The following is a 22401-nucleotide window of genomic DNA, read 5'->3' on the forward strand; positions in this document are numbered from 1 at the left end:
CTCAAATGAAAAGGTTAATTCTATCTATGCTAATTCTTTTTGCTATCGTTGTTGTCTTGCTACTAGGTAGCAGCATTTTGTACACACAGCACCCATTGTTTGGTAAAAATCCAACAGGTGAACGATTACAATTGATTGAAAACTCTCCCAACTATCGCCAAGGTCAATTTAGAAATTTAATGGAGAAATCTGGTATCGCTGAAGATACAAGTATTTTCATCGAACTGTATAGAACTTTCATTAAAACCATCCCACACCGTAATCCAAAAGACCCCATCCCCTCTATTCAAACCAATCTCAAAACATTAAATCCCAAACAAGATGTGATTGTATGGTTTGGGCACTCTTCTGTGTTTATGCAATTACATGGCAAAACCTTTCTAATCGATCCTGTCATGAGCGGTAAAGCAACACCTTTCCCATGGGGAACTCGAGCATATAAAGGCACAGATATTTATAGCGTTGAGGATTTGCCTGCAATTGATTACTTACTCATCTCACATGATCACTACGACCATTTAGATTATGAAACAGCACTCAAGCTCAAAGACAAAGTTCGATATGTCATTACAGGATTGGGAGTCGGTGAGCATTTTGAATATTGGGGTTATCCCAAAGATAAACTGATTGAAAAAGATTGGGGCGACCGAATCGAATTTGATGACGGGATTACCATTATTACCGAAACCACACATCATGATTCTCGACGTGCGTTCAATGGTGGCAAAAATCTTTGGGTCTCATTTATTATTCAATCCCCTAAAAGAAAAGTTTTCTATACAGGTGATGGTGGTTATGACAAACATTTTACAGAGATTGGAAAAAAATATGGGCCTTTCGATTGGGCATTAATGGAAAATGGTCAATATGATGCTGCTTGGCGCTCAGTACACTGTCATCCCGATGAGGTTGCTCAAGCAACTGAAGAACTCAAAGCACGGAATATGATTCCAGTACATCACTCTAAATTTAGCTTAGCCAAACATCCTTGGAAAGAGCCAATCACACGTATCGTTCAATACTCACAAAGAAGAAATTATCGACTTGCCACCCCAATGATTGGGGAATTAGTTGAACTCGATAATGATCAACAAAACTTCAAACAATGGTGGAAAAATATTCACTAACCTTGTTCTAACATCCATTCGAAAGACTTTTATTCGCATTTAAAGAATTAGATAAATGCTCTAATTCTTTTAATGCTTGAAATATTTGTTCAAAAAATCAGACTGCGAGTTTTAGTATCTGCGTATGTGCGGCTTTTAAAGCATTTTCACGTAATGGTGGAATATCCATACCCTCAGCATAAACAAACTCAACATTATGAATACCAATCAAACCTAACACTGATGTTAAATAAGGACTTACAGCATCTGTCGCCTGCCCTAAATGTACTCCGCCACGGCTACTGACCACAATTGCATTTACGCCGTCTACCAAACCTTGCGGATAAGTTTCGGTATATCTGAAGGTATGACGAGCACGTACAACCAAATCAAACCAGTTTTTCAATTGCGTCGGTACATTCAAGTTATACATCGGCGCACCGATCAACAATAAGTCAGCCTGCTTTAATTCTGCAATCAATTGATCAGACAGTTGCACAATCTTTTGGATTTGCTGTGAATCATTTTCGACACCACGTAGCGCATGAAAAATATCAGCATTTAATACAGGTAAATTCAGCGTTGTTAAGTCATGTGTAATCACATCATCTTGAAAGCCATGTTCAGCTCTTTGCTTTAAAAGCTGCTCAATGAGCTGATTCGTCTGAGATTGCTCACCCATCATGCTTGATTTAAGTACTAACACCTTTGTCATATCTATGCCCTATTAAGTGGATAGCACCATATTACGATCACAATATTTTCAACAAAAGTGATATTATTTCCTAAAATTGATTCCAAAAACTCTACAATTATGCATGCTGAACTGAATACTATTGCGATTTTTGTCACTGTTGTTGAGGCGGGTAGTTTTACAAATGCTGCTGAACAATTGCATCTCACTCGATCTGCGATTAGCAAAAGTATTGCTCGTTTAGAAGAACGGTTAGGTGTGACCTTATTTAAACGTACAACACGATTACTTGGCTTGACTGATGAAGGTGCACTTTTTTATCAACATAGCCGCATAGCTATCGCTGAAATTCATACTGCTGAACATTTACTGGATCAAGGCAAAATCTCAGCCACAGGTTTATTACGAATTTCTGCACCCGTTTTAGTCGGCCAACTATTTATTACGCCGTTAATAGTTGAATTTGCTCAACAACATCCAGACCTTCAAGTTGAACTTTCTTTCAATGATCGAACTGTTGATTTGATCGAGGATGGTTTTGACCTCGCCATCCGCATCGGTCATTTAGCCGATACACACCAACTGATCGCTAAAAAGTTAGGTGATCATCGTATGCTACTGTGTGCTACCGCAGATTATCTTGCAAAACATGGTGAAATTAAGCATTTAGATGATCTGAAAAATCACACTACCATCACCTATCCACACACGGGTTATTTACAAAAATGGCATTTGCAGACAGAGGATAAACAACTTATTTCGATTAAACCGAAAGCCAAATTTATGCTGAATGACATGCAAGCAATCAAAAATACAGTTTTATTGGGCGCTGGTGTTGCATGGCTACCAGACTGGCTCATTCAAGATGAACTGCAACAAGGAAAGCTGATACAAACACTGTCTGATGTTACAACCATCAACTTTCCTATACATGTAGTTTGGTCATCACAATCATTTATGCCGTTAAAAACACGTTTGGCTATTGATCACTTAGTCAAACATTTATCTAAACAATTTAGATCAGAATCAGCATTTTAATTTTTTAATCTAAAATATGCCAAACAAAACTTAGCCATAAGGATAAGTTTTTCTTGACTTGAATATTTTTTAGCACAATACTTACCCTTATGGCTAAGTATGATTCACAACTTGATCTGTTATTTAATGCTTTAAGTGATCCAACACGCAGAGCAATATTGACTCGTCTGTCGCATGGCGATGCAACCACAACATCATTGGCAGAAGAACATGCAATGGCCCTTCCTTCTTTTCTTAAACATTTAAGAAAACTAGAAGAAGCTGGGCTCATTACGACCCTAAAAAATGGCCGAGTCAGAACATATGCACTTAGCCCCAATGCGTTAAACCCTGTGCAACACTGGTTACACGAACAACAAGCCATGTGGGAAACGCGCTTAAATCAATTAGAAGACTATGCACTCAATTTACAAAGGAAAAGAAAAAATGAATCTTGATCCCCAAACAGATCTAAAACTAGAAAGAACTGTTGCTGTACCCCGCGCATTACTTTGGGAATGTTGGACGACTCCAGAACATATTAAACATTTCTTTATCCCTAAACCGCACTCAATTGAATCATGTGAAATTGATTTAAAAGTGGGTGGAAAATTTAACACCTTATTTAATGTGGATGGCAATCTTATTCCAAATAACGGCGTATTTTTAGAAATTATTGAGGGTGAAAAATTAGTTTTCACCGATGCCTATACTGAAGATTGGAAACCGAGTGAAAATCCATTTATGACAGCGATGATTATTTTTGAAGACCTTGATGATGGATCTACAAAATATACGGCGATTGCACGCCATCGTACTCCTGAGGCAAGACAACAACATGAAGACATGGGTTTCTTTCATGGTTGGGGTACTGTCGTAGATCAATTAGAATCTTATGCTCAAAAGCTCTAAATCACGATATCCCAAAATATAAAACAGACAGGATAAAACCTGTCTTTTTATTGAGAGCAATTCATATATGCTAAGAAACTTTTAAAATATCACTCCATTTCGTAAGATAACTTGGAGATTTAAAGCTTTGCGTCATCGCCCATGTGCGCCCATGCGGTGTAATCAGTCTTCCGAGCGTCATCACATCACGTCCAAATTTTTGATTGATATAATCAAATGTCGCTGAAAGATTTTGTCGTTCGATCATTTCCTCAGTGTTATGAAACAAATCAACGGCATGAGCGTGTTGTGGAATAATATCAAGCAAAATTACCTCCGCTTTCTTATAACGATGTCCTGCTTGATAAATACGATCAAGTCCTTGTTGAACTGCCTTGATAATGTCTAGGCGATCATCACTATAGTCTGACAAATAAACGGTTGTATAAGGACGATAATATTCATTTTTATTAAAGCGATTGGTGCGAATACTTATCCCAACAGCTTTGCACAATAATTTTTGTTGTCGCAAACGCTCGACTGCTCGCAAGGTAAATTCAGTTAAAGCACCACTTAGACTATTCTTATCTTCAATTGGTTGCCCAAAGGATCGGCTACTCAGTACTTGGCGACGATCTGGAATTACATCCTCTATTTCTAAACAAGCAATTCCTCTTAATTCTTTGACTGTATTTTCCAGTACAACCGAAAAGTGCTGTCCGATCATCTTTGGATCAGCTTCGACCAAATCCATCACCGAATGGATATTCATTTTTTCTAAACGCTGTCGAATCTTTCGTCCAACGCCCCAAACCTCACCTACAGGCAAATACGTTAATAAATCCTCGATGATACAAGGATCCTCATCCACCATGTTACAAACACTTTGAAAACATGAATTATTTTTTGCTAAATGATTCGCAAGTTTTGCTTGAGTCTTGGAATATCCTATTCCAATACAACATGGTAAACCTAACCAATTCTTCACAGTCGATAAAATCTGCTGCGCATAACTGGTTAAATCATATTGATCGTGATAAGCGGTGAACTCTAAAAAGCATTCGTCTATCGAATATACTTCTTGCTCACATGGATCAACAAAACTCCCTAAAATGTTCATAAAACGGCGAGACATTTCCGCATACAACGCATAATTACTGGAAAAGACTTGCACCTGATGCTGTCGAACCAAATCTTCGATCTGAAAAAATGGCACTGCCATTTTTATGCCGAGCTTTTTCGCTTCATAAGAACGAGAAACCACACAGCCATCGTTATTCGACAAAACCACCACAGGACGATGTTCTAGCTTTGGATTAAACACACGCTCACAACTGACATAGCAGTTATTCACATCGATCAAAGCAAAAATTCGTTGTGGCAAACTCATCTAGTTCACCTCATCGGTTTTAGGTTATAAGTGACAACACCCCAAATCACCAGTTCTTGACCCTCAGTGATATAAATATTTTGATAATCAGGGTTTTCGGCTTTGAGCCATACTTTCGGGGGGCTGAAATGGTGATCAATCATTAAACGTTTGACAGTAAAATCATTATCAATCAAGGCAATCACAATATCACCTGACTTAGCAGGGATACTTCGATCAACCACGAGTGGATCATCAATATCAATTCCTACATCCAACATCGAAAGTGAATTTGCTTTTACGATAAAAGTTGAATTTTCATTACGAATTAAAAATTCATTTAAATCCAAAGCTTGTTCAACATGATCCTGTGCTGGTGACGGAAAACCAGCAGCAACACGTTCCGTTGCCAGTGGAATATGGTAAATTCGATCATTCTTCGCTTGAACATTCTGAATTTTTAGCGAAGTACTTAGATCGCTACGTGCACCTGTTTTGACATTATTCAGTAACCAACTTTTGATGAAATCAACTTGAGACTCAGGAACACGAATCACTTTGGTGGGTTCACTGAATTGCGCTTTACGTCCCGCATTTGCTCTGGCACCACCATGCTCTGATTCAGTTTTTTTAGCCATAAATCCCCCTTACCCAAGTTTTAATTGCTTGAAAATAATTTAACTTGAAAAAGTTACAAATTCAAGTTGACGAATAATATTTTTTGCATAAGAATAAATTTCATAGATCAGATTTTAGCTTGTTTGATTTAAACAAGGATGTAAACAAACTAAAATTAATGCTTTAAAATCAATTACTTACAGAGTTTAACTCAACATTAATTCTGCTAAGTAATTGATCTAAAAAGTAATATATCTGGTCTCTCAGCAGTTAGGTTTTATTCAAATATTTTTGATGTGGAGACATGAAAAATGAACAATCGACGTGATGCTATTCTTGGCTATGCTGATGAACAACATGCTTACTTTATCCGTCTGATCGAAGACAACAATGTTCTTGGTAATAGCTATGGTTTATTTTGTGAAAGTCCAAATAGTGAAGCAGCAGAAAGTATTATGACGACGCTCTTCTTAAAAAAATCTTTTTGGTTAAATGGCTCAGAATTTAACGATATTGTTAAAGGACTTAATCTGATTAGTTAGTCAAAATTTAATTTATTGCTCTAGTAAAAGCACTGGTTTTAATTCTGTAAGGATTCAGATTATTTTATCTTCCATTAAAATAAACCAAGAAAATCTTGATAAAAATACTGAACAATACCTTTAAAATAATAATTACATTCAATTATAAAAAATCCACCTATTAAAGAGTAGGTGGATTTTATTTTCAAATTCAACATTTTTTAAATAAACCTTTTATCATCCACAGCTGAGACTAACCGATAAACCTTACCATCTTCTTCATTTTCAAAAAGTAAATCCATATTCGGGAAAAGAACTTCACCTTCAACTTCAATATGCTCTACTCTTTTGAAAAATGGCAGATCATGATCCTCAAAATCATTTAGCTGTGCCATCACAATAGATTCATTCTCTTCTTGATCCTTAATAATTACCGTGACTCTTTCCATAATATCCTCGCAAAGTGCCTTTTATAAGACTATGGGAAAATTTATCAAGATTGTCGACCTAATCGTTGTAACAAGAGTTATAAGTATTATACTTTTATTAATTATGCTGCTAACACATTGAAATTAGCTAAGCAAAGTGTTTTTTAACTTACCTCCTAGTTACAATTAATTTGTAAAAATTAAAATATTTCAATAGTGATCAGTTAAAGTAAAAATCAAAGTTCAATAACTTACATAAAATTTAACGCATACAAACAGCGCCGATTGACTACCAAGTTGTTCAACCAAGAGAAATCGACCAACATTTAACCATCACATATTAGCCATTAGTCTTGGTACACTCATCAAGCACTCAATTTATTGATAAAGTTAGCGCACGGTTTGATACACCTACTATGGTGCCGCATATGAGTTCAACTTGTGTGCGGCATTTTAATTTGATCACAGTCAATTGTTCGTTAAAAAAGCATAAGTCTCATAGCGAATAAAGCACAACTATTTCATCTTCAAAAATATCATCAACTAATTTTAAATTGCCTCACTGCTGCTCGATTAATCTAATAACCCCTGTAACAATCATATCTATGGCAATTGTGCCGATCAGCAAGGCTGCCAATCGACCAGCAATATCAAAATAGCGATCAATATGCTTTGCATGTTTATATCTCAAATGATCATGCGAAAACTTCATTAAAATTAATATACTGCATGACACAAATAGCGTAAGACCAATGACTGCTGCCGCCTCTAAAAGATTCATTTTCATACCAGTGACAACGGCTGCACTAATCGTTCCTGGACCAATCATAAACGGCATCGCAATTGTGCCAGCTAAATGTTCAGGTGCTCCTCTCATTTCACCAATCGTGTCCGCACCTTGAAATACGAATCGGTAACCAATCACTAAAAAGATGAGTCCACCAAAAATTTGAAATGATTCAAATCTTACATTCAAATATTTATTAAAGATTGCCTCCCCACCCCAAGCAAAAAGAATGAAAGCAAGATAAGCAATCAAAGCACCTTGTATTAACCCTTTATTGAAGCTCTTTGTCTCCGTATGGCGAATAAGACCAATCATGTAGACACTCATGAGAAAAGGATTCAATAATGAGAAAAATAAAATAAAAGTATGAATATATGGAGAAGTCACTGCTTTCATTACCTAAAATTTTTCAAGAGGCAGTCAAACCTCTTGAAAATTGTTGATGGAACAAGGTTAAAAAATTAAAAGCGTACTTTAAAACGTATAGGTAAAAATGACATTTGCCAGCTTGTTCCATTTATTGTCATCACCTGCTGCAAATGAATCAGCATTACCGCCAATAAATACATCATTTTTACTCATGACATATTCTGTATAAACAGCAATATTCTTATAGTTCCAAGCCGCACCTATGATATTACGTTGTGAATCTTTATATCCTTTTTGGTCTTTATTGAAACCACTTAGCACGAGATAAGGCGTAATGTTTAAGTTATCTCTCACATTTTTAAAGGCATAATTGACATCAACTGAGTAAAACAGACCTTTATTGGCAATATTGTATTCAGTATCAAATGAACCAAAGGTTGAGTAGTTCGAAATTGGATCTTTATTATCAATCTTGAGCTGCCCACCAGTAAGTGTAATCCCTAAATTCTGATAATTAATGGTATTGAATAAAGACCATGCTTTTCGACTACCATCTTGATTGTTCCGCTTGTTATCAATAGATGAATACCAATAGCTTCCCCCAACTGCCATTTTTAAATCATCATTGTTTATAAAATCGAGATCTTGTATTACTCGAGCTACAAACATATTTTTTTCTTTAAGGCTCGTCATCGTTGGATCATCTGTTTTCACAGCATTTGCTGAATAACGCGCTGTATCGTTATCTGCTGTCCCAGTATAGTTACCGCCATCTCGTGCAAAATAGGCTAAGTCAAACTTGGTAGCCGATGGTAACTCCGCATGATAATTAACACCAAGATTAAGGGTATCTTGCAAACCTAGTGTGTAATTCATACCTGCATAGAAACTACTATCCCAAAAACGGCTGGGACCAAATGGAACGGGTTGTAAACCTAACGTAATATTGTCTGTTTCATTTAAACGATAGCCTGCATAAGCCGAAACCAAGGTTGAAAAATCACATAGGTCTGACCATTGATAACAGCGCCATTGAGCGCTACCAAAAACTTTAGGTGACTCATACCCAAAATTTAAAATAGCAGCATCAAACTTAATACTATTATCGGGATCAATATCTTTGCCATAATCTTTATAATTATATTTAGCACGTAAAGTTGCCGAAACGGTTAATGCTCCTGTATCTGCTTTTGGATTCCCAAATGTAATTCCAGCAAATGAAGGCGCCGCTAAACTGAAGATAAATAAGCCCGTTGCAACATCACGATAAAATTTTGTATTCATTTACAATTCCTTGTTTAAATAAAAGTATTAAGAAACTTCGCCCTGTTTCTTATTGCACTGTTGTATCAAAAACTTTTCCAGCAGATTTTTGACTCGTGTTTGTTGTTGTTTATGTGCAAATTTCTATTTAATTCAACGCAAAACTTGCACACTGCATCAATTTATGATTAAAAAAATTAAGAAATACCGTGAATTTCTTTCCAATTACCAGGATGTACGACATAACCAAATAATGCATGACCGCCATAAATGAGTTCTGTACCTTCAGGTATCCATAGCATTTGACCTGGATGAACTTCATATTTTTGACCATTTGCAGTTAATTCAAAGCAGCCTTCAATTACAAAAACCACTTCGTCATAAAGCAAAGTCCAAGAAACTTCTGCACCTTCCCAACGAGCAAAACCAATTCCCATATTTGGAGAAACGTCAGCGCCTATCGCTCTCGCCACATAAGCTGTTCCTGTTGGCGTCTCACCTCGTAAATTAAAAATAAGCTCTTTATTATCAACTAACTTAACTTCTTTCATATTTGTATCCTACTTACAACTCACTACGGCTTTGCCATTTTGCTAAGGCAATACGGAACTTAACGCCCATTCCTAGAAAAGGCTCAGGCGGATTTAAACTTGGCATTCCAGTCACATATTGAATGTCTCTCAAGGATTGAGAGTCAGCTCCGACAGCTAAATCAGCAAGTAAAGTCCCTGAAATCGTGCCCCATGCAGCACCAACACCGTTATCGCAAGCACTGGCATAGACACCATTCTCTAGCTCACCAAAGAAGTTGGTAAAGTTACGTGAAATCGCATAGACCCCGCCCCAAGTATGGGTAAACGGTACACTCTCGAATTCTGGATAACGCGCAAGAAATGCTTTTCGGTGTTCATCATGTATTCCACGGCGAATATCATCTGAAATATTGGCACCATATTTTGGAACATGCTTATAAGTGTTACGAATCAGAATTCTTCGATCTGCTGTCATACGTAAAGTTGTTCCAGCATGATCTGCTGGAGTAAGTCCCCAATTCAGCTGACCTGTATAATGTTTCATTTCAAGATCTGAAAGTGGACGCGTCCAACTGGCAAAAGTCATCACGGGTAATAAACGATTTTTGAGATAACCAAATTCTTTGGTGAAAATACTCGTACCTAATAATAATTTTGGTGTTTGGATAGTACCTTCATCACCTTTTAGCACCCATTTCCCATCTTGTTTTTCTAAATGTCGAATTGGAGACTGCTCCAGTAACTCAACATTTTCAGGTAAATTTTCTCCCATACCTCTTACCAATGCAGCAGGCTGCATGAGATAAGAACCCGGCGTAAAAATTGCCCGACTATAATAGTCTGTCCCAAGTACGCCTTTGAGTTCCTCTTTTTCAACCCAACGATACGGTTCACCTAAGTCTTTCATGAGATGTTCAAAGTGTTGAAGATGCGCCTCACCTCTTTCACCAACTGCACCTTGATATTTACCGACAGCAGACCATTGGCAATCGATATTGAAACGTTCAACTAAACCTTGTAATTGTGAAATTGCCGCACGATTCAAACTCAATAGTTTTTGTTTATGTGCTGCATCTGGATGCTCTAGTGAAAACTTATGTGGTAAATCAATCACAAACCCTGAGTTACGACCCGATGCACCTTCAGCAACTCGTTGAGCATCAATCAAAATAATACGTGCATCAGGTTTTAATTCTGCCAATCTCCGCGCTGCTGCTAGACCTGCAAACCCAGCACCGATAATTGCATAATCCGCTGTTTGAGAACCTTTTAACTTTTTAACAGGTGCTGCTGGAGCTAAAGCAGCATACCAACCACAGCTGTTATCATCATTTGGTAAAGCAATCATGTTCTTCATCCCTTAAACTATAGCTGGCGTGATATTTAGCTTATCAACCCATTGACTACGCTGATGCTGTAACTGTTTGCCTAGTAAAGCAAAACCAGATAATTTCCCAGTAACATCGTAAAAAGCTGCTGCCCACTCATCGTCAGATTGTTCGATACGCCATTCACCCGCTCCAACTGCTGGTAATACGGATAACGGTAAGATTGGTGTTTTTACCAACACAGGCGTTGCTTTTAATGCCGCATCTGTTGGTTTACCTAATAGGCTATTTGCTAAAGCAGGAAGTGCTTGATTGATTGGATTGATATACGGTGCCCAAATACCATCAACTTCTGCACAATCACCCAGTGCAAAAATTGCAGGGTCATTTGTTCGATGATCAAGTCCAGTACAGATGCCGTGTTTGACTTCAAGACCAGCGGATTGAGCTAAGGCAGTGTTTGGTCGTAAACCTACAGCACTCAATATCAGGTCAGTTTCTAACTGCTGACCGTCTTGTAAAATCAACTGATAACGATCACCTCTTGCATGAATAGAACGAATACTGTTTTGTAATTTCCATTCAACGCCAATCTCAGTGAGTGCATTTTGTAATGCTTGACCAAGTTGTGGTGGAATCAAACGTCCCATCGCGGATTGACCTAGACCAACCACTGTCACTCGAGTTCCATGAGCAGCAAGATCATTTGCAAACTCACAACCAATCAGCCCATCACCTAAGATCGTAACATGCTGTTTATCTTTTAATTTCTCTCGAAATAAACGATAGTCTGCGAGATCATTCACACTGTGAACCTGTGCAGTGTCACCATCTATAGGAATATTGATCGGGTTCGCACCTGTTGCAAGCACCAAATGACCATAAGAATATTCCCCTATAGAGGTTTGAATTTTTTTATGATCACGATCAATTGCGAGAACCTGAGTGTGTGGATAAACACGAATATTAAGACGTTGTTCCCAACTCAATGCCGATTCGCGCACCAAGCTCTCACTGTCTTTACCCAAAGCTAATGCATTTGATAAAGCAGGTTTGCTATATAAAGCTCCATCATCAGCCGTAAATACGGTAATAGACAAATCTGAAGATTGAGCACGTAATGTCGAAGCGAGCTGATATCCAGCGTGTCCACTGCCAATAATCACCACGGGTTGAACAACATGTTCCTCTGAATTCTCTTGCGCTGCTGTTTCAATATCCATATCGGTGATATCGAGCATCTCAAAGTCAGCTTTACCGACCTGACAATCTGGACACATCCAATCTTCAGGAACATCTTCCCACTTCGTTCCCGGAGCAATTCCATCAGCTGGCCAGCCTTTCGCTTCATCATAAATCCAGCCACAGACAATGCATAACCACTTCTTCATCTTGCCTATTCCCTTTTGATACGACTACCGGTTATGTTTCAAACGAATCCCGATATTTCGGGTTTGAACATAACTGTAAATGGCTTCCTGCCCTTTCTCTCGACCAAAGCCAGACAAACCTACACCACCAAATGGCGTTTCGATTCCACCAGCAAACCACTCATTAATAAAAACTTGCCCTGCAATCAATCGCTGAGCTACACGCAAACTTTGGTTAAGATTTTCACCAAATACACCTGCAACTAGACCGAAATCCGTTCCATTAGCAATCGCTACAGCCTGATCCTCATCTTCGAATGGCATGATTACCATGACAGGCCCAAATACTTCTTGTTGAGCAATCGACATGTGTGGTTGTGCTTCAATAATTGTCGGTAGTACAAAATATCCATCGTGTTGGGCAGCTTGACCACCTGTTAAGATTTGAGCACCTTCTTCACGCGCTGTTTCAATCATTGCAAGAATTTGTTGCTGCTGATCTTTCGAAACGACGGGTGTAAGTTCAGCATTTTCTTCGCCAATGCCAACATTTAAACTTTCGGCTAAAGCAACGACTGCATTTTTAACTTCGTCATATCGGCTACGATGTACCAATAAACGAGACATTGCTGAACAAACTTGACCCGCGTTATAGAAAATACCGACTTTTACACTGCGCAATAACTGTTCAATATCAACATCAGCAAACGCAATTGCAGCAGACTTACCACCTAATTCCATCACAGAAGGCGTCGCACGCTCAGCGGCGTCTCGTAAAATTCGCTGTCCAGTCGGAACAGAACCTGTAAACACAATTTGATTCGTATCAGCGTGTTTGACTAAATGGCTTCCCACCTCAGAACCTTTGCCACAAAGCAAGTTCACTGCACCTTTTGGAAAACCTGCTTTCTCGATCGCTTGAATTAATAAAATCATGCCTAATGGAGAAACTTCTGGCGATTTAATAACAACCGCATTACCAGCAGCCAAAGCAGGTGCAAGCGAACGAGCACAGATAGAAACTGGGAAATTCCACGGAACAATTTGAACTGAAACACCCATTGGAATATATGAAGTGAAATCTACATAGTCCTTTCCTAAAGGAACGGAGATCCCTTCGATCTTGTCCGCCATACCAGCGTAATATTCAAAATAGCGAGCGGCTTCATCGAATTCCTCTCGCGCAGTTGCTAAATTTTTTCCATTTTCTCGACAAAGAATTAAAGCGCCCTCTTCAGCAATTTCACGAATTGCTTCTGCGGCTTTTAACATCCAAGTGGTACGCTGAGCTGGGCGAACGTCCGTTAATAGACCACTGTTTACACAGCAACGCGCAGCATGCATTGCTGCATCAGCATCTTCAATACTCGCTTGAGCCACTGTAGCAAATACACTTGCCGTTGCTGGATTGATGACTTCCAATTGGCGGGAAGAATCCCGCCACTGACCATCAACATAGTTGAGGTAATGTTGCATGTTACGCCTCCAAAGCCACTTTAGCCTGTGTTGCAAGCCACTTTTGGAAGAAGTGAGTTGGTAAATCCATTTCTGGAGAGAACACACCACCTCCAAATCCTGGAGAATGACGACCTTTCTGCATCCCTTCTACTGCACCAATATCTTCACTAAATACAACACGCCACGATTCAAGCGTTGCGGTACGGCAGGCTGCATACAAGTCTTTAGTTGACTCATCACCTACAAAGTAAAGACGCAATCTTTCAATTGTTTTTTCAGGGGCAATTGGGTCAATCATCATTGCAAACACATGATCAGCCTGAATCCCTAACAACACATTTGGAAATAACGCGACATATTCTGCATGGCGTAATTTATCTTCAGGCCAATTTGGGAATTTTGGCAAATGTGTGCCTGCTGTATCCGAAAGGTTATATTTATAACTGCCTTGCCCTGCGAAACGATCTTCAAACATGATGTTGTAATGATCTTCAAGTTTCGAATAAGTATTTAATGCTGGATGTACCCACGGTAAGTGATACGCCTCACAGTAATTCTCTACTGTAAGCTTCCAGTTACTTTTCACTTCAATTTCAAGATGTCCACCCATATTTACACGGCGGATTTGATCTAAGCCATTTTCACCCCAAAAAGGTTTCCAACGTTCCACTAATGGCGCGATGTGCTCTTCAAAAGATGGGGCATCGCCAGAAATATTGACAAAGACCATATCCATCCAAATTGCTGAACGTAAGGCACGTAAACCATGCTTCTCGCATTTGAAGCGCTCGTCTTTATGCTGACCAATACCACCTACATGGGGCGTGCCTTTTAAATTACCGTTGAGATCATAACTCCATGAATGGTATGGGCAGCGGATAACCCCCTCAACCACACCTTCTTCATGTACAAGTTGCATACCTCTATGGCTACAAACATTATGAAATACTTGAACTTGTCCCTCGCGGTTACGCATCATCAATAATGGCAAACCCATAAATTCAATAGGCTTGATATAACCGTTTTTGACTAGATCTGAAGAGAAACCCACACACACCCATGTTTTACTTAGAATATTGTCACGTTCAAAATTAAAATAATCAGCACTGGTATAAGCAATATTTGGCATACCATTTGATTCTGTAATCGGGTTTAATACATTATCGACTTGCTGGATGGTAATTAATTGCTGGCTAACTCGACTATTCATCTTATGATCTCCATGTATCTAAATGACGCAGCACTCCCTGCGTAACGATTGGCATTCAACGCTATTTCTTTAATGATTTTGTTTAATATCGATCAAGCAGACAAACGACTTTTTAGCTAGGCATCTATGAGTTTTAATCATGCATTCCAAAATGATCTTGGATGTTCTATTTTCCCAACATAGAAAATAAAAAGACCCATGACTAAAACTCACACATCAGTGAGAATAAATCAGTTGAGCAAACTTCTTAGTCATTACTACTCTGTATTATTCGCACACAGCAGCTTACTGATATAAGCCGCTTGCAACGCAATCCAAGGAGGAGTTATGCGTGCTACAACAGGGGTCTTTAAAGGACTTAATCCGACAGTGACTGTCGTTTCTAAAATATTAGTAATTTCTTTTGTTCTCTTTTGTGCTCTACAAGCCGACCAAGCTGGAAAAGCTTTTGAGATGGTTTCTGGCATTTTATTGCAAAATGTCAAATGGTTTTATCTTGGGTTATTAACCATCATTTTAGGTGTTCTCCTCTACTTAATGATGAGCCGCTTTGGTCATATCCGATTAGGTAAAGATGATGAAAAACCTGAATTTAGCTTTGTCGGATGGATCTCAATGCTCTTTTCTGGCGGTATGGGTGTTGGCTTAGTTTTTTGGTCTGCTGCTGAGCCAATGTGGCACTACGCAAGCAATCCATTTACCTCAAATTTAAGCGATGAATCTGCCAGTATGGCAATGCAAATCACTTTCTTCCATTGGGGTTTACACCCTTGGGCTATTTTCTGTATGACGGCTTTAGCACTGGCCTATTTTTCATATCGAAAGGGCTTACCGTTCAGCTTACGTTCGATTCTCTATCCTATTATTGGTGATCGTATTTATGGCCCAATTGGTCATACCGTCGACATTCTTACAATCACAATTACCGCTTTCGGTGTAGCTCAATCACTGAGCATGAGTGTATTACAGATTAATTCTGGTCTAAATCAAGTCTTTGGTTTCGCCAATAGTCTCAGCTTACAATTTGTGATGCTTGCAATCTTATGCAGCATTGCAACCGTTTCGGTTGTCATTGGTATCAATCGTGGTATGCAAAGATTGTCTGAACTCAATATGATCTTGGCAATTATATTAATTGCCATTTTGTTGATCGTTGGGCCAACACGTTACTTGTTAAATACCTTACTGGAATCTACAGGTAATTATGCCCAAAACATTATCAGCATGAGCCTTTGGAGTGATACTCAAAAAGATTCTGGTTGGCAAAATTGGTGGACTGCTTTCTATTGGCCATGGTGGATGACATGGGGACCTTTTGTCGGTATGTTCATCGCACGTATTTCGCGTGGCCGTACTATTCGAGAACTGATTGCAGGTGCATTGATAGTACCCACATTGGTAACTGCAATTTGGATGTCAGTTGTTGGTGGCTCTGCACTCAAAGTTGAGCAGGATGCTCGCCATGCTTACGAAAAACAAACCGCAGCTTTAGTCGAAGCAGGTAAAACCGTTCCTAAATTTGAAGGTGGCCCTATTGTAAAAGCGACTCAACAGGATAATACACGAGCGCTATTTACGATGTTTAATAATATTGATAATGGAACCTTGGGACAAATTCTTAGTATTATCGCGTGTCTTTTACTCGCAACGTTCCTGATCACCTCAACAGATTGTGGTACACATGTTCTATGCTACATGGATGCTGAAGGTTCAACAGATACCCCAATTAAGATTCGGATTGTTTGGGGCGTTTTGATTGCAATTATTGCAGGCGTACTGCTCTATGCAGGTGGTTTAAAGGCAATTCAAGCAGCATCAATTATCGCAGGTTTCCCAATCGCAATCTTTTTAGCCATCATGAGTGTGACATTATTTAAAAGCTTACGTCGTGAACAGCAACCATGGATGATGATGCCTGAACATGTTCGTCCTGAGTTCTGCAAAGAAAAAGATAACTGCTCTAAATAACTAGTTGATACAAACAAATAAAGGGATCAATTTGATCCCTTTATTTTTATTTATAAATGATAAATGCTTTATTAGCCTAGTCCCTTTTGTCCGACTTGACCGGGTAACTGATCTAATAACCATGTTCTGAATTGTTTTACGCTTGACGGAATGACACCTCTATCAGATGGTTCTAGCATACAAAAATTAGCCTGTGTTCGTAACACTGTTTCAACAGGTCTCACTAAAGTTCCATTATCTAAATATTCATCTACCAGTGATCCCCAAGCAAGCGCAACACCTTGACCATTCATTGCTGCCTGAAGCAGCATCGGATAATTATTAATATTCACTCTATTTTTTGGCTTCACTTCAGGATAATTAACTAACTCAAACCATTCAGACCAAGTAATCCAATCCTTTTGAGAGTCATCTAAATACAGCAGCGTTCGACCAAAAAGCTCCTCGGCTGTTACATTCTCAGCAAACTGTGCTAAATAACTAGGACTACAGACTGGAAATACTTCTTCTGGAAATAAAGTCGTTACGTTCATCCCAACAGGTGGTACCCGACAATAAAACAAGGCAATGTCACAATCCATTTTATGCAAATCAAAAATATTGTCCGTTGCTAAAATTCGTAGATCAATACCTTCTTGCTGTTGAAAGGCTGTGACTTTAGGAAGTAACCATAATGCAGCCATTGCATTTGATGTTGCTACTGTGACTTGATGTTCTCCTTGCCATTTCTTTATTTCACCAGTTGCTTTAGCCACCTCTAACAAAGCACTGTAAACCGTTTGATAATATTGCAATCCTGTCGGTGTTAAATACATGTTTCGGTTCGCTCTAACAAATAATTCCTTTCCTAAATATTCCTCTAATTGCCTGATCTGACGACTAATTGCACCTTGAGTAACATTCAACTCATTTGCAGCTCGGGTAAAACTGAGGTGGCGTGCAGCTGCCTCAAATACAATAAGACTATTCATTGGGGGCAATGGTTTGATTTTCATGGACACTCCTAATTTGTCCTACATATCCCCATCACGGGATAAGATAAACTTCCTAAATAATTAAAGAGTTAACTCATTAAAAGTGCACAATTCTTCCAAGAATCAAAATATTTTTATTTTCTCTATAAAATGTCATAAATGATTCGTAATAAAAAGTGAGAAAAAGTATTAGTTGAATGAGTTTTACTCATCCGACTAGGACTGGGAAATATACTCAATACTTTGCTGATTATTTATTCAGCTCTATTAGGATTCCTTTTTGTGAATGAACCTTGTTTTGTTAAGATGCTACGAGTTGGGAATGCATTACAACTGCTTTCATTTTGTTGATTCACTTACGACAACCAAGATCGTTATACTTTCCCATTGTTTTATTTGTATTGGCTTTCTAATAAACCAAATACTTTCAAGTTTCATCAATACCTAAGGATTTAACACGCATGAAAAGTGACACAGTTATGGCTGATCTTTCATCTCTTACGCCGATGATGCAGCAATACACCACGGTCAAAATGGATTATCCACATGCATTATTGTTCTATCGTATGGGTGATTTTTATGAATTATTCTTTGATGATGCACACCAAGCAGCAAAACTTTTAGGTATTACTCTCACTCATCGTGGTAAAGCAAATGGTGAACCTATCCCTATGGCTGGTGTTCCCTATCATGCTGCTGAAGGCTACTTAGCTCGTTTAGTAAAAGCAGGTCGTACCGTTGCGATTTGTGAACAAGTGGGTGAAGTGACTGGGAAAGGTCCAGTTGAACGTAAAGTTGTTCGTATCCTAACACCTGGAACACTCACAGATGATGCTCTGTTAACGAGTTATCAATCATCAAACTTAGTCGCACTTTGCATTCAGCAAAATCAAATCGGTTTTGCACTGCTTGATCTCAGTGCAGGTATTTTTAAAGTTCAACAACAAAACTATAAACCAGAGCAACTTCCGATTGAACTGGCTCGTTTAATGCCGAGCGAAATCTTGATAGATGAAGATTTAGTTGATCAAAATATTATTGAACAAATTAAGAAAAATCTTGATTGCCCTGTAACTAAGCGTCCAAATGTTGATTTCAATTTAAATAATGCTCAAAAAACCTTATGTGATCAGCTCTCTGTGTCAACTTTGTCTGGTTTTGGTTTAGACCCTTATCCTTTGGCAAAAGCAGCCGCGGCAGCTTTAATCCATTATGCCAAAGAAACTCAAAAAACGGCATTACCACATATTCGTTCAATTCAGATTGAGCAAAGCACCGACTTTATTGCGCTTGATCCGATTACTCGTCGTAATTTAGAAATTATCGAGCCTTTATTTGAACATGGAACGTCATTATTTCAATTGATCAATGATTGTCAGACTGCGATGGGTGGACGTTTGCTTAGTCGTACACTGATGCAACCTCTTCGAGATACCGCAATTTTAGATGCTCGACTGGATGCCACAGAACAATTATTAAAAGGTTATCACGAAGCACCAGTCCGTCTGGTACTTAAAGAAATCGGCGATATAGAACGTGTACTCAGTCGAGTTGCATTAGGTAGTGCCCGTCCGCGTGACTTAGTACAACTCCGCCAAGCCTGTGCACAAATTCCATTTTTAAGACACGCTTTAGCTCCTGTATTAAAAACGCAAAACTCTAAGCTTTTGATGCAATTAGATCATGAATTAGGTGATTTTAAGAGTTTGCATCAACATCTCATGGATGCAATTGTTGAAAATCCACCTGTATTATTGCGTGATGGCAATGTAATTGCAGAAGGCTATGATGACGAATTAGATGAATTAAGAAAAATTCGTGACCATGCTGGACAATTCTTGATTGATCTAGAAATTAAAGAGCGTGAACGTACAGGAATTAATACATTAAAAATCGGTTACAACCGTGTCAGTGGCTATTATATCGAACTCACTCGCGCACAGGCCGAACAAGCTCCTGCTGACTATATACGCCGTCAAACGCTTAAAAATGCTGAACGTTATATCACACCCGAACTCAAAAGTTTTGAAGACAAAGTGCTTTCAAGTGAATCCCGTGCCCTCGCCCGTGAGAAACTTTTATTTGAATCACTTCTAGATGAGTTACGCCAAAATATTGCGCATTTACAAATGATGAGCGCAGCTATTGCAAATATCGACATATTAGCCAACTTCGCACATCAAGCTCGACTTAACAATTGGGCAAGACCTGAATTCACCCCAGAGACAGGAATTAAGATTCAAGCAGGTCGCCATCCTGTAGTTGAAGCTCTGAATAAAGCCCCATTTACTCCAAATGATACGTTCTTAGATAGTCAGCATCGTATGGCGATTATTACTGGCCCCAATATGGGCGGTAAATCAACCTTTATGCGTCAAACTGCATTGATCAGTTTACTTGCTTATTGCGGAAGCTTTGTTCCTGCAAAATCAGCCAAGCTTGGTTCAATTGACCGAATCTTTACTCGTATTGGTTCAGCCGATGATTTATCTACAGGTAAATCAACTTTTATGGTGGAGATGACAGAAACCTCTCAAATTCTTCATCATGCAACCAGTCAATCTCTAGTACTGATGGATGAAGTTGGTCGTGGCACTAGTACTTATGACGGTCTATCTTTAGCTTGGGCATGCGTGGTTGATCTGACGAAACGCGTGAAGTGCTTATGCCTATTTGCGACGCATTATTTTGAACTGACAGAACTTGGAAGTGAAGCCGGAATTGATAACTATCATGTGACTGCACAAGAGTTAAATGGCAATCTTATTCTGCTACATAAAGTTCAACATGGACCTGCAAGTCAAAGTCATGGTTTGCAAGTTGCTAAGTTGGCAGGTATTCCAGCCAATGTTATTAAAGAGGCGCAGAAACGGTTAAAAATTCTAGAAAAGCAACAACACCAGCATTTACAGAATAGTGTTCAAAATGATTTATTCAGTGCCGTTGAACATGAAATTGAAACACAAGTTGTTGAACGAATAGTTGAAATAGAGACTCAATCACCTGCTCTTGAATTATTGCAGCAAATTGATGTCGATGATTTAACACCACGCCAAGCCTTAGAACAGCTTTACTCATTAAAAGCTGCTCTAAAATCGTAAATTTGATTTTTAGGACAAGTCGATGTATTCGGCTTGTTCTGAATTCGACTAGGCTAACTCTTAGTGAACATAAATATTAATAAACTCGCTATGCTGCACATTTAAGGAATATAGACATCAAGCTCCAATTTAAAAAATTAGAAATCACAGAACTCGATTTAATTTGGCAACACATCAGTCGGCGCGAACTGATCACACAAAAGTACCTACAACAAAAACTACAATTAGAACTCATTGATTGTTTTTATGATGTCAAAAATTGGGATGCATATCATTTAGAAAATGATCCGCCATTATTAAAAATGCTGCATCAACACGGTGCTTTATGTGTCGGTGCATTTGATAGTTCACATCGGTTGGTTGCGATTCAAGTCGTCTCAAACCAATATATTGCTGATTATCCAGAAGCCAAACTACTTCAATATTTTTATGTGGATGCCAACCATCAAAACTTAGGGATTGGCATACAGCTGATGCAATCCTCAATCATTTCAACGAAGCAACTTGGTGCTAAGCAACTGTATATTTCAGCAACACCAAGTAAACGCACTGTTGATTTTTATCTTAAACAAGGTGCGACACTTTTAGAAAAACCTGACCAGCATTTATTTGAATTAGAACCAGAGGATATCCATATGCTCTATATCTTATAGTTGCTTAGCTATCTAAAAAATTAAACATTGATGATTTAACCCAGCTCATCCTATTAACTTCAGCACATATATGAATATATAGTTTTAACTGAAAATAGAAATAAGATTCACTTTCAACTATTTGCTTAATTGACGATCTAACTTATTTATTTTTCTGGAAAAATCTAACCAAGCAAGACAACATCTGCTTTATTATCAAGAAATTAACTTATTTTTCACATGTATAAATAAACAATATCAATAAAAGCAATTGTTTGTTTACCCCTTTTTTGCCTACAATAGCTCATTCCAAACAAAAAACCGTATTTTTAGGTAGCTGTCGCCATGACCTTCGTTGTCACTGAAAATTGTATTAAATGTAAATATCAAGATTGTGTTGAAGTTTGCCCTGTAGACTGTTTCTATGAAGGTCCTAATTTCCTTGTGATCAATCCAGATGAATGTATCGACTGTGCATTGTGTGAACCTGAATGCCCAGCAAATGCAATTTTCTCTGAAGATGAGTTACCTGAGGGCCAAGAAGTCTTTATCGAACTCAATGCTGAGTTATCTGAAAAGTGGGCTGGCAACAACATCACACAAATTGGCGAACAACCTGCTGATCGTGAAGAATGGAATGGAAAACCAAACAAATTACAATATTTAGAAAAATAATATTGTGTAAAAAAGGCCAGTTTTTACTGGTCTTTTTTATACCTGAATCACACATTTCTTTGCAATTACATCATTATTAGTGCGTTATT

21 protein-coding genes and 1 pseudogene are annotated in these 22401 nt (G+C 38.4%); 9 read left to right on the forward strand and 13 right to left on the reverse strand.

Annotated elements, in window-relative coordinates:
* The first annotated feature begins 26 nt into the window (after window positions 1-26).
* Window positions 27-1127 (forward strand): MBL fold metallo-hydrolase, encoded by a 1101-nt coding sequence (locus F959_RS12280; protein WP_004880611.1) that lies wholly within the window; start codon window positions 27-29, stop codon window positions 1125-1127.
* A 97-nt stretch (window positions 1128-1224) separates the two neighbouring features.
* Here F959_RS12280 and F959_RS12285 read toward each other — a convergent pair whose 3' ends face one another.
* Entirely contained in the window at window positions 1225-1821 is a 597-nt protein-coding gene (locus F959_RS12285) for an FMN-dependent NADH-azoreductase (RefSeq protein ID WP_004880612.1), read from the reverse strand.
* Window positions 1822-1920: 99 nt separating this feature from the next.
* On the opposite strand from F959_RS12285, the gene F959_RS12290 reads away from it, so the two are divergent.
* From F959_RS12290 to F959_RS12300, 3 genes are all read left to right on the forward strand, one after another.
* Window positions 1921-2838 carry a LysR family transcriptional regulator gene (locus F959_RS12290; protein WP_004880613.1) on the forward strand — a complete coding sequence of 306 codons (918 nt, stop codon included), beginning with the start codon at window positions 1921-1923 and terminating at the stop codon, window positions 2836-2838.
* An 89-nt stretch (window positions 2839-2927) separates the two neighbouring features.
* Window positions 2928-3275, forward strand: a complete 348-nt coding sequence (locus F959_RS12295; RefSeq protein ID WP_004880614.1) for an ArsR/SmtB family transcription factor — start codon at window positions 2928-2930, stop codon at window positions 3273-3275.
* The gene (locus F959_RS12300; RefSeq protein WP_004880616.1) at window positions 3265-3729 is read left to right on the forward strand and encodes an SRPBCC family protein; all 465 of its coding nucleotides are present in this window, start codon (window positions 3265-3267) and stop codon (window positions 3727-3729) included. The genes F959_RS12295 and F959_RS12300 overlap by 11 nt, the downstream gene beginning before the upstream one ends.
* Window positions 3730-3799: 70 nt before the next feature.
* Here the strand turns inward: F959_RS12300 and F959_RS12305 are convergent, their stop codons facing one another.
* Window positions 3800-5098, reverse strand: a complete 1299-nt coding sequence (locus tag F959_RS12305) for a Y-family DNA polymerase (RefSeq protein WP_004880617.1) — start codon at window positions 5096-5098, stop codon at window positions 3800-3802.
* A gap of 5 nt (window positions 5099-5103) precedes the next feature.
* Entirely contained in the window at window positions 5104-5715 is a 612-nt protein-coding gene (locus F959_RS12310; RefSeq protein WP_004880618.1) for a LexA family protein, read from the reverse strand.
* 291 nt (window positions 5716-6006) lie between these two features.
* Between F959_RS12310 and F959_RS12315 the strand changes: the two genes are divergently transcribed.
* Window positions 6007-6237, forward strand: coding sequence for a hypothetical protein (locus F959_RS12315; RefSeq protein WP_004880619.1), 231 nt, complete (start codon window positions 6007-6009; stop codon window positions 6235-6237).
* Window positions 6238-6437: 200 nt separating this feature from the next.
* Here the strand turns inward: F959_RS12315 and F959_RS12320 are convergent, their stop codons facing one another.
* From F959_RS12320 to F959_RS12355, 9 genes and pseudogenes are all read right to left on the reverse strand, one after another.
* Entirely contained in the window at window positions 6438-6665 is a 228-nt protein-coding gene (locus F959_RS12320; protein ID WP_004880620.1) for a hypothetical protein, read from the reverse strand.
* A gap of 538 nt (window positions 6666-7203) precedes the next feature.
* Entirely contained in the window at window positions 7204-7818 is a 615-nt protein-coding gene (locus tag F959_RS12325) for a MarC family protein (RefSeq protein WP_029424907.1), read from the reverse strand.
* Window positions 7819-7905: 87 nt separating this feature from the next.
* Window positions 7906-9084, reverse strand: a complete 1179-nt coding sequence (locus tag F959_RS12330; protein WP_004880622.1) for a hypothetical protein — start codon at window positions 9082-9084, stop codon at window positions 7906-7908.
* 176 nt (window positions 9085-9260) lie between these two features.
* On the reverse strand, window positions 9261-9614 hold the full coding sequence (locus F959_RS12335; RefSeq protein ID WP_004880623.1) for a cupin domain-containing protein: 354 nt from the start codon (window positions 9612-9614) through the stop codon (window positions 9261-9263).
* Between the two features lie 13 nt (window positions 9615-9627).
* Window positions 9628-10944: an NAD(P)/FAD-dependent oxidoreductase gene (locus tag F959_RS12340; RefSeq protein WP_004880624.1), complete on the reverse strand. Its 1317-nt coding sequence runs from the start codon at window positions 10942-10944 to the stop codon at window positions 9628-9630.
* 12 nt (window positions 10945-10956) lie between these two features.
* Window positions 10957-12165 carry an NAD(P)/FAD-dependent oxidoreductase gene (locus F959_RS12345; RefSeq protein WP_322782731.1) on the reverse strand — a complete coding sequence of 403 codons (1209 nt, stop codon included), beginning with the start codon at window positions 12163-12165 and terminating at the stop codon, window positions 10957-10959.
* A pseudogene (locus F959_RS16940) lies at window positions 12154-12315 on the reverse strand (rubredoxin); the annotation flags it as partial. The pseudogene F959_RS16940 and the gene F959_RS12345, both read right to left, overlap by 12 nt.
* A 24-nt stretch (window positions 12316-12339) precedes the next feature.
* Entirely contained in the window at window positions 12340-13770 is a 1431-nt protein-coding gene (locus tag F959_RS12350) for an aldehyde dehydrogenase family protein (RefSeq protein WP_004880627.1), read from the reverse strand.
* A gap of 1 nt (window position 13771) precedes the next feature.
* The gene (locus tag F959_RS12355; protein ID WP_004880628.1) at window positions 13772-14962 is read right to left on the reverse strand and encodes an aromatic ring-hydroxylating oxygenase subunit alpha; all 1191 of its coding nucleotides are present in this window, start codon (window positions 14960-14962) and stop codon (window positions 13772-13774) included.
* Between the two features lie 327 nt (window positions 14963-15289).
* On the opposite strand from F959_RS12355, the gene F959_RS12360 reads away from it, so the two are divergent.
* Window positions 15290-16930: a BCCT family transporter gene (locus tag F959_RS12360; RefSeq protein WP_004880629.1), complete on the forward strand. Its 1641-nt coding sequence runs from the start codon at window positions 15290-15292 to the stop codon at window positions 16928-16930.
* Window positions 16931-17001: 71 nt separating this feature from the next.
* Here F959_RS12360 and F959_RS12365 read toward each other — a convergent pair whose 3' ends face one another.
* Window positions 17002-17925 carry a LysR substrate-binding domain-containing protein gene (locus F959_RS12365; protein WP_004880630.1) on the reverse strand — a complete coding sequence of 308 codons (924 nt, stop codon included), beginning with the start codon at window positions 17923-17925 and terminating at the stop codon, window positions 17002-17004.
* A gap of 440 nt (window positions 17926-18365) precedes the next feature.
* On the opposite strand from F959_RS12365, the gene mutS reads away from it, so the two are divergent.
* The 3 genes from mutS (at window position 18366) to fdxA (ending at window position 22312) form a co-directional block, all read left to right on the forward strand.
* The gene (mutS, locus tag F959_RS12370) at window positions 18366-21005 is read left to right on the forward strand and encodes a DNA mismatch repair protein MutS (RefSeq protein ID WP_004880631.1); all 2640 of its coding nucleotides are present in this window, start codon (window positions 18366-18368) and stop codon (window positions 21003-21005) included.
* A gap of 116 nt (window positions 21006-21121) precedes the next feature.
* The gene (locus F959_RS12375) at window positions 21122-21658 is read left to right on the forward strand and encodes a GNAT family N-acetyltransferase (RefSeq protein ID WP_080585260.1); all 537 of its coding nucleotides are present in this window, start codon (window positions 21122-21124) and stop codon (window positions 21656-21658) included.
* 324 nt (window positions 21659-21982) lie between these two features.
* Window positions 21983-22312: a ferredoxin FdxA gene (gene fdxA, locus F959_RS12380; protein WP_004639922.1), complete on the forward strand. Its 330-nt coding sequence runs from the start codon at window positions 21983-21985 to the stop codon at window positions 22310-22312.
* Window positions 22313-22401 lie beyond the last annotated feature (89 nt).

Origin of the sequence: Acinetobacter venetianus RAG-1 = CIP 110063, assembly GCF_000368585.1 — a bacterium.
In the GTDB taxonomy this organism is placed as follows: domain Bacteria; phylum Pseudomonadota; class Gammaproteobacteria; order Pseudomonadales; family Moraxellaceae; genus Acinetobacter; species Acinetobacter venetianus.